The sequence below is a fragment of the Pandoraea sp. PE-S2T-3 genome (assembly GCF_002179965.1).
Classification (GTDB): Bacteria; Pseudomonadota; Gammaproteobacteria; order Burkholderiales; family Burkholderiaceae; genus Pandoraea.
On the sequence record NZ_NGUQ01000001.1, the window covers coordinates 1 to 14,413 of the forward strand.

Here is a 14,413-nt window from a genome sequence, read left to right on the forward strand (position 1 = left end):
ACGTGGTCGAGGCGAGCAGTTCGAACCATTCGGCGTTATCTGCCGGGGTGCCGTCGGGGCTGTAGCAGCCTTCCAATGAGGCGGCGGGCGGGAAGTTGCCGGTGAAGTGGCTGGTGTCGAGATCGACGCCGAACAACACGCCCGGACGCGCCAGCTTGACGATGCACCAGTCGTAACCGTTGACGCGCTTGCGGCGCGTCTCCCAACCGTCCATCCACTTGCCGTTGTCGTCGTACTTGCCGGGGATGAACACGGCAGGGTCGGGGTTGAGCATGCGCTCTTTGGCCGCGAAGAATTCGTCGCTGGCCACCAGTGCCTGTGCACCCAGACGCGGGTCGGCCAGATTGACGTAACGGCGCACGAATTCCGGTGCGTTCGGGTCTTGCGGGGCGAGGGCCATGCCAACTCCTTAATGCGCTTTAGTGTCTGAAACGGTGATGCGGATGGTGCTTAAACCTGCTGGCGGGTGACTCAGTCGCTCACCAGATCCTGCAAGCGGAAACCCGCGATGCGGAATATCTGACGCAGGCACTCTTCGATCTCGTCGGCACGGCTGTTTTCCAGTCGCGTCGCGAAGTTCTCGATGATGCTGCTGCGCGTATGTCCACGCACGGCGAGGATGTACGGGAAACCGAATTTGGCCTTGTAGGCGTCGTTCAACTGCGTCAGCTGCGCAAACTCTTCGGCGCTGCATTGGTCGAGACCGGCACCGGCCTGCTCACGCGTGGATTCGGCCGTCAATTCGCCACGGACGGCCGCCTTCCCCGCCAATTCCGGGTGGGCACGGATGAGGTCGAGTTGCGGGCCTTCGCCGGCATCGATGACGGCCTGACACATCGCATCGTGCAAGGCGGCAACGGTGGCGAACGGACGATCTTCCCAGGCGGCTTCGGCCACCCACGGGGAATGCTCGAAAATGCCGTCGAGTGCGGCGATGAATTCTGCGCGCGGCAGCGCCGACAACGCGGCAACGGTACGTTGGGTCATAGGCAACGGGGCGTTCATTTACTGCTCTCCTGGAGAACAAGGGTGGCGCCCCGCCGCGCTCCCTCGCGCAGCCCGATGACGCCTGTCGGTTTCTAGATTAGGTGATGAACTCAAGCGGCCACGAACGGGTGGCGCTCCTGCCAATGGCGTGCCACGTCGATACGTCGGCACACCCACACCCGGTCATGCTTCTCGATGTGATCGAGGAATCGCTGCAACGCCGCAAAGCGCCCCGGACGACCCAACAACCGGCAGTGCATGCCGATCGACAACATCTTCGGTGCTTCGTCACCCTCGGCGTACAAGACGTCGAACGCGTCGCGCAGGTAATGGAAGAAGTGGTCGGCGGTGTTGAAACCCTGCGGCGCGGCAAAGCGCATGTCGTTGGTATCGAGGGTGTACGGCACGACCAGATGCGGCTTCACTTCGCCACTGCTGGTTTCCACCTGCGTCCAGAACGGCAGGTCGTCGCCGTAGTTGTCGGAGTCGTAGACAAACCCGCCCTGCTCGACCACGAGCCGGCGCGTGTTGGGACTGTCGCGCCCGGTGTACCAACCCAGCGGCGCGCTGCCGGTCATTTCCTTGAAGATGTCGATGGCGATGCGCATGTGCTCGCGCTCGGTCGCCTCGTCCATGTTCTGATAGTGAATCCAGCGCCAGCCGTGACACGCAATCTCATGCCCCAGCTCCTGAAACGCGGCGGTCACTTCCGGGTGACGCTGCATGGCCATGGCCACGCCGAAGACGGTCAGCGGCAATCCACGGCGCTCGAATTCACGCAGAATTCGCCACACCCCGGCACGTGAACCGTATTCGTAAATGGACTCCATGCTCATATGACGGGCTTCGTACGCGGCCGCGCCAATGATCTCGGAGAGGAACTGCTCGGACGCACGGTCACCGTGCAGCACGCAGTTCTCGCCACCTTCTTCGTAGTTCAGAACGAACTGGACGGCGACGCGCGCACGGCCCGGCCAATCGGCAAACGGCACGTGGCGGCCATAGCCGATCAGGTCGCGGGGATAATCCTTGGAGCTTGCGGTGTTGCTGGCTGGGCTGCTGGCCATGATGTCTTGGCATCCTTGTGACGGCGAAACGATCGAAGCAGTGTAGCCAAATCCACTCCGGCAAAACATAGCCGTACACAGATATTCAAGCTGTGCCGTGACATATAGTCGCCCTTCACCGCACCCGCTCGGCGATGCTCAGGCCGCCCCATCCGGCGCACTGGCGGCCCTGAACGCCCTGCCCGTTCTCCGGCGAACTGACAGCGATTTCCCCTGCAAATCCCCCAAAGCGCCCCGGATCTGCACGAAACCCAAAAAACAACGCCGGGCGCGAAATTCGGCCCGGCGTGGTTGTTCAAACGATGCGGCGGCGGTGATTTACGGCGTCAGACCGCCTTATAGGGATATCCCGTAAGCGTGAGCGTGACGCGCTCACCCGACGTCTGCAACCTCGCCTGACCGCCCACGGGCAAGGTCAGCTTGTCGGGGCAATGGCCGAACGGCAAACCCGTGACGATAGGAATACCGACGACTTTGCGCATGCTGGCAATCATGGTGCCCATGTCGTAGCCGTTGTCGTACTCGCTCAGCCGGTATTCGGAGAAGTCGCCCAGCACGAGCGCACGCTGCCGCCCGAGAATGCCGGTCTGATGCAACTGATACAACATGCGCTCAACCCGGTAAGGCGGTTCGTTCACATCTTCGACAAACAACACGCCACCGTCGATCTGCGGCAGATAAGGCGTCCCAATCAGGCTGCACACCATCGCTAGATTACCGCCCCACAAGGTGCCCGCAACGTCGATGTCTTTGCTGCCCCCGTCACCGGTCCATTCGGCCACGTGCTCGGGCGCGCTCAGAATCGACTGGAAATGCGAAAGCGTGAAGTCGCTCAGGGTCTCGGCCCCGAAGTCGGCGGTCAGCATCGGCCCGGAGAAGGTCGTCAGGTGCGAACGCGCCAGCAAGGCGAGTTGCAGCGCGGTGAAGTCGCTATGACCGACGATCGCCGCCGGCGTGCCGGACAGGCGTCGATGCAGTCCCTCGTAATCGAGTTGGTCGAGCAGATGCACCGCGCCGTATCCGCCGCGCACGGCCAGAATGACGTCGGGCACCGGATGGTCGCGCCCGGCGAGACGGTTGATCTCGGCAATGCGCTCGGCGTCGGTGCCGGCAAAACGCAGGTATTGGCGCTCGAGGGCTTCGCGGTTGTTCACGGCATAACCAAGGCGCTCGAGCGTCTCGATGCCGCGCGCGGCGACTTCAAGACTGGCCGGATAGCCGGAAGGCGCAATCAGTTCAAGCAGCTTCGTCTGGGTCAATTGGGTTGTCCCGGGTAGGCGTTGGGGGAGTTGTTTCAGGGGGTGTCGGGCGCGGGCGCTTTACCGGTGGCTTCGGCCGCAGTGGCAAGCCGTCGTGCCCGTGCAGCGGCACGACGTTCACTGAAGAACCGTTGCAGTATGCCGACGCACTCGTCGCGACGAACCCCGCCGACGACTTCGGCATGGTGATTGAGCCGCGGTTCCGCAAACAGATCGACGACGCTGCCGCAAGCGCCCGTCTTGGGGTCTGCCGCGCCGTACACGACACGCTTGATGCGCGCATGCATGATCGCGCCCGCACACATCACGCACGGCTCCAGCGTCACGTACAACTCGCAGTCGGGCAGCCGGTAGTTGCCTAGTGTCCGAGCGGCCGCACGCAAGGCCTGCATCTCGGCGTGAGCCGACGGGTCATGGCCACCCACCGGACAGTTGTGCCCGACGGCAACGACCTGCCCGTCGCACACGACCACGGCCCCCACGGGGACCTCGCCCTGCAACATGGCGGCGCGCGCCTGCTCGAGCGCCAGCCCCATATAGGTCGCGTCTGCGGTCGCTTCGGGAGTGCCGTGGAGGGCCGGATCGGTGTCGCCCGGCGGAACGTCGGGATGGTCGTCGGAGGCGGGTAAATCTCGATTCATGTAACGCTGACGGAAAGCCGCCACGCAACGCCCCGCCCTTCGGCGAGACGCCACGCAGCGCAATGGGCCGCTTTGGCAATGCGATATTCTCGCACGGCCGCGCCGTCAGGCCATCGCCGCCGTGGCCGCGCCGCGTTTTCGATACAGCACGAGGGTGGCGATCAGGCCGCACACGGCCGCGAAGGTCATCCACCAGCCGGGCGCAGCCTTGTTGCCGGTCAGCCCGATGAGCCCGGTCGCGACCGCAGGCGTGAAGCCGCCGAACAACGCCGTCGCCAGACTGTAGGCCAACGAGAAACCGGCCGTGCGCACGTCCACGGGCATGATCTCGGTCAGGGCGACCACCATGGCCCCGTTGTAGCTGGCGTACAGGAACGAGAGCCACAGTTCGACGACGAGCATCTTGCTGAAGGTCGGCTGCACGACCAGCCACGCCATCGCCGGATACGCGGTGAGAATGGTCAGCACGGTGAACACGATCAACAACGGCCGCCGCCCGATCCGGTCGGACAACGCCCCCATGATCGGCAGCCAGATGAAGTTGGACACGCCCACGCAGAAGGTGACGACCAACGCATCGGTGGTCGACAGTTTCAGCACGGATTTGCCGAAGGTCGGCGTGTAGACGGTGATGAGGTAGAACGACACGGTGGTCATGGCCACGAGCATGGTGCCCGCCACCACGAGGCCCCAGTTTTCCAGCATGGAGCGGAAGATTTCGCGAGTGCTCGGACGATGCTTGCGTGCGAGAAACGCTTCGGTTTCCTGCAACGAACGCCGGATGTAGAAGAGCACCGGCACGATCATGCAACCGATGAAGAACGGAACGCGCCAGCCCCAGTCGGCCACCTGCCCCGGCGTCAGCCACTTGTTGAGCAAGTACCCCAGCAACGCAGCCACGATGATCGCGACCTGCTGACTCGCCGACTGCCAGCTCACATAAAAGCCCTTGTGCCCCGGCGTCGCCATCTCGGACAAATAAACGGACACGCCACCCAGTTCGACGCCTGCCGAAAAGCCCTGCAACAACCGGCCAATCAGCACGAGCAGCGGCGCGGCGTAGCCAATGGTGGCGAAGCCCGGCACGAAGGCGATGAGGATGGTCCCCATGGCCATCACGGACAAGGTGACGATCAGCCCGCGCCGCCGCCCGATCCGGTCGACGTACGCGCCCAAGATGATGGCGCCCAACGGCCGCATCAGGAACCCTGCGCCAAACGTCATGAAGGTGAGCATCAGCGACGCAAATTCGTCACCCGACGGGAAGAACGTCGCGGAGATGTAGGTGGCGTAAAAGCCGAACAGGAAGAAGTCGAACATCTCCATGAAATTGCCACTGGTGACGCGAATCACCGTGGCAAATTTCGAGGAAGGCTTTTGGGACACGGAAGCGGAATCAGCAGGACTGGCAGCCATGATGCGTGCACCTCACCGGGGACGATGTCACTCAAGATAGCACTTGGCGCGACACTTGACATCATGGCTTTCACTTCTGCCGGCGCGACCGTATTACAGGTCGTTGGCCGCCGTCTTGCTTAGTCCCAAGCCGGGGCCAGCGAGGCCGGGTTGGCCTGACGGTCGTTGCGGTCGAGCGTCGCGATTTGCTGCATGTCGTCGTCGCTCAGACGCAGGTCACAGGCCTTCATATTACTGGCCAGATTCTCGCGCTTGGTCGACGACGGAATGACGGCGTAACCCTGCTGCATCGCCCACGCCAACGCCACCTGCGCGGTCGTCGCGCCGTGCGCCTGCGCAATCTTCACCAGCACCGGGTCGTTGAGCACCTTGCCGTACGCCAGCGTCATGTACGACGTCACCGGCACACCTTGCGCGCGGGCGAATTCGGCCAGCTTGCGGTTTTGCAGATACGGGCTCAGCTCAATCTGGTTGGTCGCCAGTTGGTCCGGCCCGGCAATGGCAATCGCCTGTTGCAACAACGCGATGGTGAAGTTGGACACGCCGATCGCCCGGGTCAGCCCCTGCGCGCGGGCTTCCAGCAACGCGCCGAGATACTCGTCCATGGACACGGCGTTGGCGGGCGACGGCCAGTGAATCAACGTCAGATCCACCCGATCGGTGCCCAGCTTCGACAGGCTGTCCTTGAGGCTCGGAATTAGCTTGTCGCGGGAAAAGTTGTCGACCCAGATTTTGGTGGTGAGGTACAGATCGTCACGCTTGACGCTGGAGGCCGCCAGCGCACGGCCGATATCGGCTTCGTTCTCGTAAATCTGCGCGGTGTCGATGGTGCGATAGCCCAGATCGAGCGCGTTGGTCACGGTGTCGAATACGGTTTGGCCCTTGAGGCGGAAAGTCCCCAGACCGAATGCGGGAAGCGTCATGAATGCCATCTCCTGTCAAAACGTCGCGCCGAAAAAATCAACAACGGTTGAATGGCGCGACAAAGAACGACAGTGTGGCCCAATCGCCCGATCCCCAAAAGTCCCCGCAGTCGCACAAGATTCGTGACGTAGATTCACAAATCTGTGCAACTCAGGCTGTGGCGTTCGGGAATCGAAAGACTCAGACGGCGGCGTAATTGAGGAAACCGCCGTCCTCGCGCGCCATCGCCTTGATTTCATTGCGTGTGGCGAGGATGTGCGCTTCGAGCAGCGACACGACGGCACTCACGTCGCGACGACGGCATGCCGCCAGGATTTCGTAGTGATCTTGCTGCGGCTTCTCTTTGCCGGTGGCCTGCGACATCGCGAGATGCGAGTGACGCTCGGTGTTGAGACAGTACTCTTCGATGAGCATGCGCAACCGCCGGTTGTTGGCCGGCGCACAGAGCGCCAGATGGAATCGCCGGTTGAATTCGGCCCACTCCGACACGACTTCCGACGCGGCGTACTCGGTGAGAATCTGCTCCATCACCTGAAAGTCGCGCTCGGCCATGTTCGGCACAGCCAGCTTGGCGGCATGGCATTCCAGCGCCACGCGAATGTCGAGCAACTCGCACAATTGCTCGAGATTCATGCTCGCCACGGTCGCGCCACGGTTGAGATGGTGCGTGACCAGCCCCTCCGCTTCCAGTTGGCGCAACGCTTCGCGCACGGGCACGCGGCTCGCGTGGAATCGCTCAGCCAAGGCCTCTTGGCGCAATTGATAACCACCCGGGAGCACGCCACTCAAGATCTCGTCTCGTAGCGTGTCGCGAATAGCCTGATGAAGTGCTTGGGGTCCGGGGGGGCGCATGGCGCGATTAGAGCACATTTCCTACAGTTTTTGCGATTATGGATCCAATTCCAATTTATTGGATCCAATATACGAAATAATATTTTTATCGATATATGTCACACATCGACGCTTGCGAATCGATGCGTGGCTTGGCGACAGGCGTTACTTCCCAGCGCGCGCTTCAGCGAGGGCGATCGTCAGGTGGGCCACCTTCTTCTTGAGTGCATCGCGCTCGGTGGTCATGGCCTTGAGCTCGTTCCCCAGACGCGTCAGCTCGTCCGGATACTGCGACGGATCGATGCTGGTGTCCCACGGCGGCGTGCCGTCGTCTTCCATCTCGTTCTCGTCTTCGCCCTTCTTCTTGCGCGGCTTGACCGGGCGCGCTTCGCGCACCTGACGGGCCAACTCGCGCAACTCCTGCTTGCCCGCCACCACGGCCGCGACCTGCGCCGCTTGGGGCAGCGTCGAGACAGCCGCCGCGGCATTGATCGACACTTCGCCGCGCTTCACGGCATCGACCAGTTCCGGTGCCGCTGCGTTATGGATCTGTTCGATCTGTCCGAGCGTATTGCTCGACAGTTTGGCCGCGCGTGCCAGAGCGGCACGCGTGAGCGCCATGGTGTGCGCCGGAATCCCCGAAGCGGCAGCAGGAGCGGCGCCGTCCTGCGCTTCGCCAGACGCCGAAGGCGCGGCCGGGGCCTCGTCCGCCGTCGCCAGCACGGCCGTGCGGGCTTCGATGATCGTCTTCTTGCGCAGGGCCAGCACGCCGCGCTGGTAGTCGGACACGCTGCGGCGGCCCAGATGGTTGTCGATCATCCACAGACGCACGTCGTCCATCGACTGGAACGACGGGTTCTGCGTCGTGCGGAATTCGATGTCGTGCTTGCAGCAGATTTCGTAGCGGTTGTGGCCGTCGACCAGCACGTCGCCCCACAGGACGAGCGCATCGCGGCACCCTTCGGCAAGCAGGCTCTGTTCGAGCGCCGCGTATTCGTCTGCCGTGAGCGGATCGATGTACGCCTTGAGTTCTTGGTTGATCTGGACTGTCATGGATTTTTCGTTACGGTCGCGCCGCGCGGAACATCGCCCCGGCGGGATTCACGGGACGACGCGGCGACGTGAGAGGAGAACTTTGCAGGCGGGATTATCGCCGATCAGCGAGGATGGCGACGCAAGAGAATGCCGTGATGGCGTCAGGACAACACGCCGTGATCGGTCAGAAACGCCTGAATACGGGCCAGACGGGCGACCGGATCGTCGATGCCGAGCAGCGTTTCTTTTTCGTGCGCCGGCAGCGGCAGCAACTCCGCCCAGCGATCGGCCACCCAGCCGCATTCGTCCAGCCGGTAAGGCGGCGCGAGCGGCAATTTGGCCGCACGGGCCGGGTCGCGCTGCAAGCCGGAGATCAGCTTGCCGAGCGTATCGGCGCTGACTTGCAGAGTGTCGGGAATGGCCGTAGGCGCATCGTCGGGCAGCATCTCGGCCTCGCCCATCCACAGGCCGTATTTGGCCAGCTCGACGGACGAAAGGCGAAATTTCGTCGTTCCCCGGCAGACCAGTTCGAGCAGCGCAGGCATCGGCGCGCGCCAGTCATCGATGCGCGCCAGGGTGCCGATCATCGCAGGCTCTTCCTGCGAATCGGGCAGGCGCACTTCACTGCCTTGCCGCAGCACGACGACACCGAACTCGGTCCCCTCGCTCAGGCAGCGCTTGATCATGTCGAGATAGCGCACCTCGAAGATGCGCAAATGCAGCACCCCTGCGGGAAACAGGGCGTTGCCGAGCGGGAAAAGGGGGATCTTTGCCATGCCGTATGATGACATGAAGTCAAACTTGGCACCGGTCGACATTCGGCCAGCGTGCGGTCTCCTGCGCGAAGCGTTCGATCAGAAAATCGAGCAGCGCGCGCACCCTCGGCACCATGTAGCGCGTGCGATGCCGCACAGCGTACACGCCCGGTTCCTTCGCAATGTAATCCGTCAGCAGAATCTTCAACCGCCCTGCCCGTACGTCGTCCGCCGCGTCCCATAACGTCTTGCGCACGATGCCCCGACCGTCCAGCGCCCAGCGCCGCGCCAGCGTGCCGTCGTTCGTCTCCCATGCCTGTGCCATCGGCACCGTGAACTGCCACGTGGCCTCGTGCTTGCGGAAGTGAAATTCGTTCAGCGGACCGGACGACGTCACCAGCACGATGAATTGATGCGCGGCCAGCGCCTCGGGCGTCTGTGGCTCGCCATGCCGGGCCAGATACTCGGGCGACGCGCAGAGCACGCGGCACATCGGCGCGAGACGACGGGCCACCAGCGCACCGTCATCGGGTTCGCTGAAACGGATGGCGAGATCGACGTCGTCCTGCACGAGATGCGAGATCGAATCGGTCAGCGTCATCGACAAACGCACATCGGGATAGCGCGCCGTGAATTCGTCCAGCCATGGCGTGAGGGTGTGCAGCCCGAAGTCCGTCGACGCCGAGAGCCGGATCTTGCCGCGAATGGCGGCGCAACCCGCTTGCAGCGCCGCCTCGCCGTCGTCGATGGCCTGCAACGCCACCAGACAATGTTCGAGATACACACGCCCCTCGTCCGTGAGGCGCAACTGACGCGTCGTGCGCACGAACAGCCGCGTCTGCAACGACGCTTCGAGCTTCATCAGCCGCGCGCTCGCCGCCGCCGGAGAGAGCCCCAGCTTGCGACCGGCCGCCGACAGACTCCCGAGCGTCGCCGCTGTCGTGAACAGGCGCATATCGCCCAGCTTGTCAGTGGCCATCTGCCCGCATCCCCTGCGTTCGATTGACGCGATCTAGTTGATCTAATCGATCCATTTGCCTGTCAGATTTGAAAGTCATTCAATTATTCGACGAATTATCAAATGTAACTCGCATCGGCAGACTTCGTCATGTTGTCCCTGCCGGGGACGTTTCGATGCCGATGAATGACCATGTCCTCTCCTTCCCCCGCGACCAGTGGCGGTCGCGCCGCACCTGTCTGCCCTGCTGACATCCCCATCACCCCGGGCCATGCTTCCGACGCCACACCGTGGGCGTCGATGGTCGCGCTGATGCTTGCCACGTTCGTTGCCGCCGCCAACGAAACCGTACCCGCCGGCTTACTGCCGCAACTGGCCGAAGGCTTCCATGTGTCCGAAGCGTGGGCCGGTCAGTGGGTGACGCTCTGTGCGTTGGGCGCCGGGCTCGGCGCAGTGCCGCTCACGACGCTGCTCCAGCGCTGGCCGCGCCGCCGGGTGCTGACCACCGCGCTGCTCGGCTTTTTCGCCTGCAATCTGGTCACGGCGGTGTCGACGCACTTCGCACTCTCGTTGGCCGCGCGCTTCGTCGTTGGGATGGCCACCGGGCTGGCGTGGAGCGAGATCGCCACCTATGCGCGCCGTCTCGTGCCGCCGTCGCGTCAGGGCCGGGCGCTGGCGATTGCCATGCTGGGCGTGCCGTTAGCGTTAGCGCTCGGCGTGCCGATGGCCACGTGGCTCGGACACCTGATCGGCTGGCGCTGGGTGTTCGGCGGTCTGTCGGCGTTCGCGCTGATTCTGGTCGGCTGGGTGCAACTCATCGTGCCCGACGTGCATGCCGAGACAGTCGGCGAGCGCGCCCGCATCGGTGACGTGCTGCGATTACCGGGCGTGCGGCCGGTGTTGGCCGTCGTGATGCTGTGGGTCATTGCGCACTACACGCTCTACACCTACATCGCACCGTTTTTGGCATCGGTCGGCCGGGAAGACCGTCTGGCGACCGTGCTGTCGACGTTCGGCATTTGCACGCTCATCGGCCTGTGGGGCGTGGGCATGTGGGTGGATCGCTGGTTGCGCCGGCTCGTACTGGTGGCGCTGGGCACATTTGCGCTGGTGATTGTCGCGTTCAGCGGATGGGGCGAGTCGTGGCCAGTGCTCTGCCTCGGTGCCGTGTTCTGGGGCTTGAGCTTCAGCGGCGCCCCCACACTGCTGCAAACCGCACTGGGCGATGCTGCGGGGGAACACGAACACGTGGCGCAGTCGATGCTCGTGACTGTGTTCAATCTGTCGTTCGCCGTCAGCGGCGTGCTCGGGGGGGCCGTGCTCGAAACGCTCGGGGCGAAGGCCATGCCTTGGGTGTTGCTCGGACTGGTGCTGGCGGCGTGGCTTGTCGCCTTCGCCGCGCGACGGCACGGCTTTGCGCCGCGACGCCGTCACTAAGTCGCACTTGAGGTGAACCCCGCCGAAGGGCCCGGCAGATCGCGTGAATCAGGCGCTGCCGGTGGCACTTCGGCGTGCCGATCGCGCCGTCGCGTCAGTCCGCGGCGGCGACCGCACGGTCCAGTGTGGCGATATCGATCTTCTGCATTTGCATCATGGCTTCCATGGCGCGCCGTCCGGCGACGGGATCGCTGCCGCCGATGAGATCGAGCAGACGCTGCGGCGTGATTTGCCACGAAAAGCCCCAGCGATCCTTGCACCAGCCGCAATCCATGGCCGCCCCGCCGTTGCCGATAATGGCGTTCCAGTAACGATCGGTCTCTGCCTGATCGCCGGTCACCACCATGAAGCTTACGGCTTCATTCGGCTTGAAATTCGGCCCACCGTTCAGCCCGACGAAACGGCGGCCGACCACGGTGAAATCGACAGTCAATTCCGGCCCCGCGCCGATGCCCGGGATGGGCGAAACATTTCTGGCGTCGACATGACTATCGGGAAACGTTGCCGCATAGAACTCAGCGGCCTCGCGGGCCTGACCCTGATCGAACCAAAGCATGGTGACGAGTTGTGTCATCGCTATCTCCTGTCAGACGCACGCAACCGCGTGCGCGCCCATGATAGTCCTGTCGCTGGCAGCAAACGTTCGCTATCCCAAGCCTGACGCGCTGGACTACCCCAACCTTATTTGTCGGATTCAGCGAGCGACGCCAGAAACGCATCGACTTGCCGGACATCCGTCGCCCACGATGTCACCAACCGAACCAGTGAACGGCTGGCATCGGCGCGCTCCCAGACGTAGAAGTCAAAGTCGCGCTTCATCGCTTCGATGACGGTGTCGGGCAGTATCGCGAACACCAGATTCGTGGCCGTATCCGAAGCCAGTTGATGCCCGTTGGCGACGATGCCTGCCGCTAGTCTCGCGGCCATCGCATTAGCATGGCGTGCGTTCCGGAAGAACAGATCGTTGTCGCCGAACAGCGCCTGAAACTGAATGCCCAGCAAGCGCCCCTTGGCAAGCATCGCGCCGCGCTGCTTGAGATGGAACGCAAAGTCCACCGCCAGTTCGGGATGGCAAATGACAATGGCCTCGCCGATCAGTGCGCCCGCCTTGGTGCCGCCGATCCAGAAGATATCCGCCAGCGACGCGATATCGGCCAGCGTCGCGTCGTTCTGGTCCGAGGCCAGCGCCGCGCCCAATCGCGCACCGTCGACGAACAACAAGAGCCCGCGTTGCCGGGCCAGTGTGGATATCGCGCTCAGTTCCGCCAGCGTGTAGACCGTTCCCGTCTCCGTGGCATTCGAGAGATAGATGAGCCGTGGCTTCGCCATGTGCGGAAAATGCGCGTTGCTGGCCAGCGCCGCTTCGATGCTCTGCGGCGTGAGTTTCCCGTCAACGGGCGGCACGACGATCAACTTGTGGCCGGTCGCCTCGATGGCCCCCGCCTCGCGCGTCACGATATGCCCGGAGGTCGCCGCGATCACGGCTTCGTGTGGCCGCAGGCAAGCGGCAATCGACACGATATTGGCAAGCGTGCCGCTGGCGACATAGTGGATCGCGCCTTGGAAGCGATCGCCCAGACGCGCCTTGATACGCGCCGTCGCGTCGGCACAGTAGTCGTCGTCGCCGTACGGGCGCTGTTGTTCGAGGTTGGATGCCGTGAGCGCGCTGAGGATGTCGGGGTGTGCACCCTCGCTGTAATCGTCGAGAAAGCTGAAAGTCGTCATACCGGGCTTCTGCCTTGGAAGAGGAACGCCCGGACGAGGGTCCGGCCGGGCACTGGACAGAAGACTACCGGCAGTTATCCGAATCGCCTTGTAAAAAATTGATCGGGGTGCCCATTGGGCATCAGAATCGCGCGGGCGTCACCCCGTAGGCCTGCCGAAAGGCCCGCGTGAAATGACTTTGATCGAAGAACCCAACGGCGTGCGCGACATCCGTCATGGGCATCTCACGATTCGCATGCATCAGCGCCACGGCCTTTTCGAGCCGCATTCGCAGCAGCCACGCGTGCGGTGTCATGCCGATGGCGTGCTTGAACAACTTGAGAAACCGGAACCGGTCAAGGCCGACCAGACCCGACAAGTCCTCCAGCACGATCTTCTCCGCGACATGGGCCTCCACATAATCGCGCACGCGCTGCAATTGTTGTGACGACAGCGCCCCCGCGACCGCCAGCGGTGCCGGCCGCCGCATGCGGGCAAACAGCGATTCAAGCACGGAAAGCACTTGGGTTTCGCTACGCATGACGTCGCCGCAAGGCTGGCGCAAGGCCGCATGGATGCCCAGCAGTTGTTCGGCAAGGCTCGCGTCCTGAAGCACGACGGCGGCCTGCGACGGGAAATAGTGCTTGCCCGTGATTTCTTCACCGAGACCGTCTAGCAAGGCCGGCGAGAGCCGAAACGTCTGGAGCGTGTACGAGGCTTCGGCGCCTGCCGTGCCGTCATGAACTTCGCCCGGCGGCATGAGCTGGATCGTGCCTCGGGTCAGCACCAGCGACTCACCCCGCATGGTTTGCCGTTGCACGCCGCTGGCGATCAGCGCGATATGACAGTCGAGATGGTAGTGAGGCGCAAAACGGAACTCGGCGAAACGCGCCGTGCCCAGCGTCAAGCCCGGAATGTCGCTCGAATGACTGTAATGCACCTCTTCTGACACCACCCGCCTCCTGCCCGCAGCCGGCCGTCCGCCATGCGCAAGCCTGCATTATGTCAGGCGCCGGACCAGCGCGAGCGCCTCCTCTCGTGTCGCAACCGCTTCATGGGCGATGCCGAACGCCTTGACCGCCGTCTCGCCCATTGCCTTGACCATGGCGCGCTGCGCGTCGTCGGGCTCGATGCTCACGAGCGCCTTGCACACTTCGGCCAGCGCCGCCTTGTTGTGCTTGAGCCAGACGGCGCGCTGCTTGCGGTCTTCGTGCGATTCGTCGCCCTTCAACTGATCGTAGACCACCACGAACGGTTCGCCGTTGTTCACGAGCGCGGCCATTTCTGCTTCCCACTGGCGGGCATAGCCGGGCTCGGCGGCGTGTTGATTGAAGAGGACAAACGGCAACTCGCGAATGTCGTGGATCGAAAACATCTGTGGATCGAGTGGCATGGTCGG

At 63.4% G+C, this 14,413-nt stretch carries 15 protein-coding genes and 1 pseudogene; 1 reads left to right on the plus strand and 15 read right to left on the minus strand.

Translation table 11 applies throughout. The features are described 5' to 3' along the window. The 11 genes and pseudogenes from CDV46_RS00005 to CDV46_RS00055 form a co-directional block, all read right to left on the minus strand. Window positions 1-400, minus strand: a pseudogene (locus CDV46_RS00005) (allantoicase); the annotation flags it as partial. A 71-nt stretch (window positions 401-471) separates the two neighbouring features. Continuing rightward, complete coding sequence (gene uraD / locus CDV46_RS00010) at window positions 472-1,005, minus strand: 2-oxo-4-hydroxy-4-carboxy-5-ureidoimidazoline decarboxylase (protein ID WP_237171927.1); 534 nt, start codon at window positions 1,003-1,005, stop codon at window positions 472-474. Between the two features lie 92 nt (window positions 1,006-1,097). Beyond that, the gene (gene puuE / locus CDV46_RS00015; RefSeq protein ID WP_087689065.1) at window positions 1,098-2,054 is read right to left on the minus strand and encodes an allantoinase PuuE; all 957 of its coding nucleotides are present in this window, start codon (window positions 2,052-2,054) and stop codon (window positions 1,098-1,100) included. 326 nt (window positions 2,055-2,380) lie between these two features. Beyond that, entirely contained in the window at window positions 2,381-3,313 is a 933-nt protein-coding gene (ldcA, locus tag CDV46_RS00020; protein ID WP_087721442.1) for a muramoyltetrapeptide carboxypeptidase, read from the minus strand. Window positions 3,314-3,348: 35 nt separating this feature from the next. Further along, a complete protein-coding gene (tadA, locus tag CDV46_RS00025) occupies window positions 3,349-3,954 on the minus strand; it encodes a tRNA adenosine(34) deaminase TadA (protein WP_087721443.1) in 606 nt (201 codons plus the stop codon). 105 nt (window positions 3,955-4,059) lie between these two features. Next, entirely contained in the window at window positions 4,060-5,370 is a 1,311-nt protein-coding gene (locus CDV46_RS00030) for an MFS transporter (protein WP_087721444.1), read from the minus strand. A 119-nt stretch (window positions 5,371-5,489) separates the two neighbouring features. Then, window positions 5,490-6,293, minus strand: a complete 804-nt coding sequence (gene dkgB, locus CDV46_RS00035; RefSeq protein WP_087721445.1) for a 2,5-didehydrogluconate reductase DkgB — start codon at window positions 6,291-6,293, stop codon at window positions 5,490-5,492. Window positions 6,294-6,474: 181 nt separating this feature from the next. After that, window positions 6,475-7,164: a GntR family transcriptional regulator gene (locus CDV46_RS00040; RefSeq protein ID WP_170936024.1), complete on the minus strand. Its 690-nt coding sequence runs from the start codon at window positions 7,162-7,164 to the stop codon at window positions 6,475-6,477. A 126-nt stretch (window positions 7,165-7,290) separates the two neighbouring features. Next, window positions 7,291-8,178, minus strand: a complete 888-nt coding sequence (locus CDV46_RS00045) for a hypothetical protein (protein WP_087721446.1) — start codon at window positions 8,176-8,178, stop codon at window positions 7,291-7,293. A gap of 143 nt (window positions 8,179-8,321) precedes the next feature. Continuing rightward, entirely contained in the window at window positions 8,322-8,936 is a 615-nt protein-coding gene (locus CDV46_RS00050; protein WP_087721544.1) for an LON peptidase substrate-binding domain-containing protein, read from the minus strand. A 19-nt stretch (window positions 8,937-8,955) separates the two neighbouring features. Beyond that, on the minus strand, window positions 8,956-9,894 hold the full coding sequence (locus tag CDV46_RS00055) for a LysR family transcriptional regulator (RefSeq protein WP_087721447.1): 939 nt from the start codon (window positions 9,892-9,894) through the stop codon (window positions 8,956-8,958). Window positions 9,895-10,065: 171 nt separating this feature from the next. Between CDV46_RS00055 and CDV46_RS00060 the strand changes: the two genes are divergently transcribed. After that, the gene (locus tag CDV46_RS00060) at window positions 10,066-11,310 is read left to right on the plus strand and encodes an MFS transporter (protein WP_087721546.1); all 1,245 of its coding nucleotides are present in this window, start codon (window positions 10,066-10,068) and stop codon (window positions 11,308-11,310) included. Window positions 11,311-11,404: 94 nt separating this feature from the next. Here CDV46_RS00060 and CDV46_RS00065 read toward each other — a convergent pair whose 3' ends face one another. From CDV46_RS00065 to CDV46_RS00080, 4 genes are all read right to left on the minus strand, one after another. Continuing rightward, window positions 11,405-11,884, minus strand: a complete 480-nt coding sequence (locus CDV46_RS00065; RefSeq protein ID WP_087721448.1) for a VOC family protein — start codon at window positions 11,882-11,884, stop codon at window positions 11,405-11,407. Window positions 11,885-11,991: 107 nt separating this feature from the next. Further along, window positions 11,992-13,035 (minus strand): threonine aldolase family protein, encoded by a 1,044-nt coding sequence (locus CDV46_RS00070; protein WP_087721449.1) that lies wholly within the window; start codon window positions 13,033-13,035, stop codon window positions 11,992-11,994. A 121-nt stretch (window positions 13,036-13,156) separates the two neighbouring features. Continuing rightward, window positions 13,157-13,966 carry an AraC family transcriptional regulator gene (locus CDV46_RS00075; RefSeq protein ID WP_087721450.1) on the minus strand — a complete coding sequence of 270 codons (810 nt, stop codon included), beginning with the start codon at window positions 13,964-13,966 and terminating at the stop codon, window positions 13,157-13,159. A gap of 48 nt (window positions 13,967-14,014) precedes the next feature. Then, window positions 14,015-14,407 carry a hypothetical protein gene (locus tag CDV46_RS00080; RefSeq protein ID WP_087721548.1) on the minus strand — a complete coding sequence of 131 codons (393 nt, stop codon included), beginning with the start codon at window positions 14,405-14,407 and terminating at the stop codon, window positions 14,015-14,017. Between the last annotated feature and the right edge of the window lie 6 nt (window positions 14,408-14,413).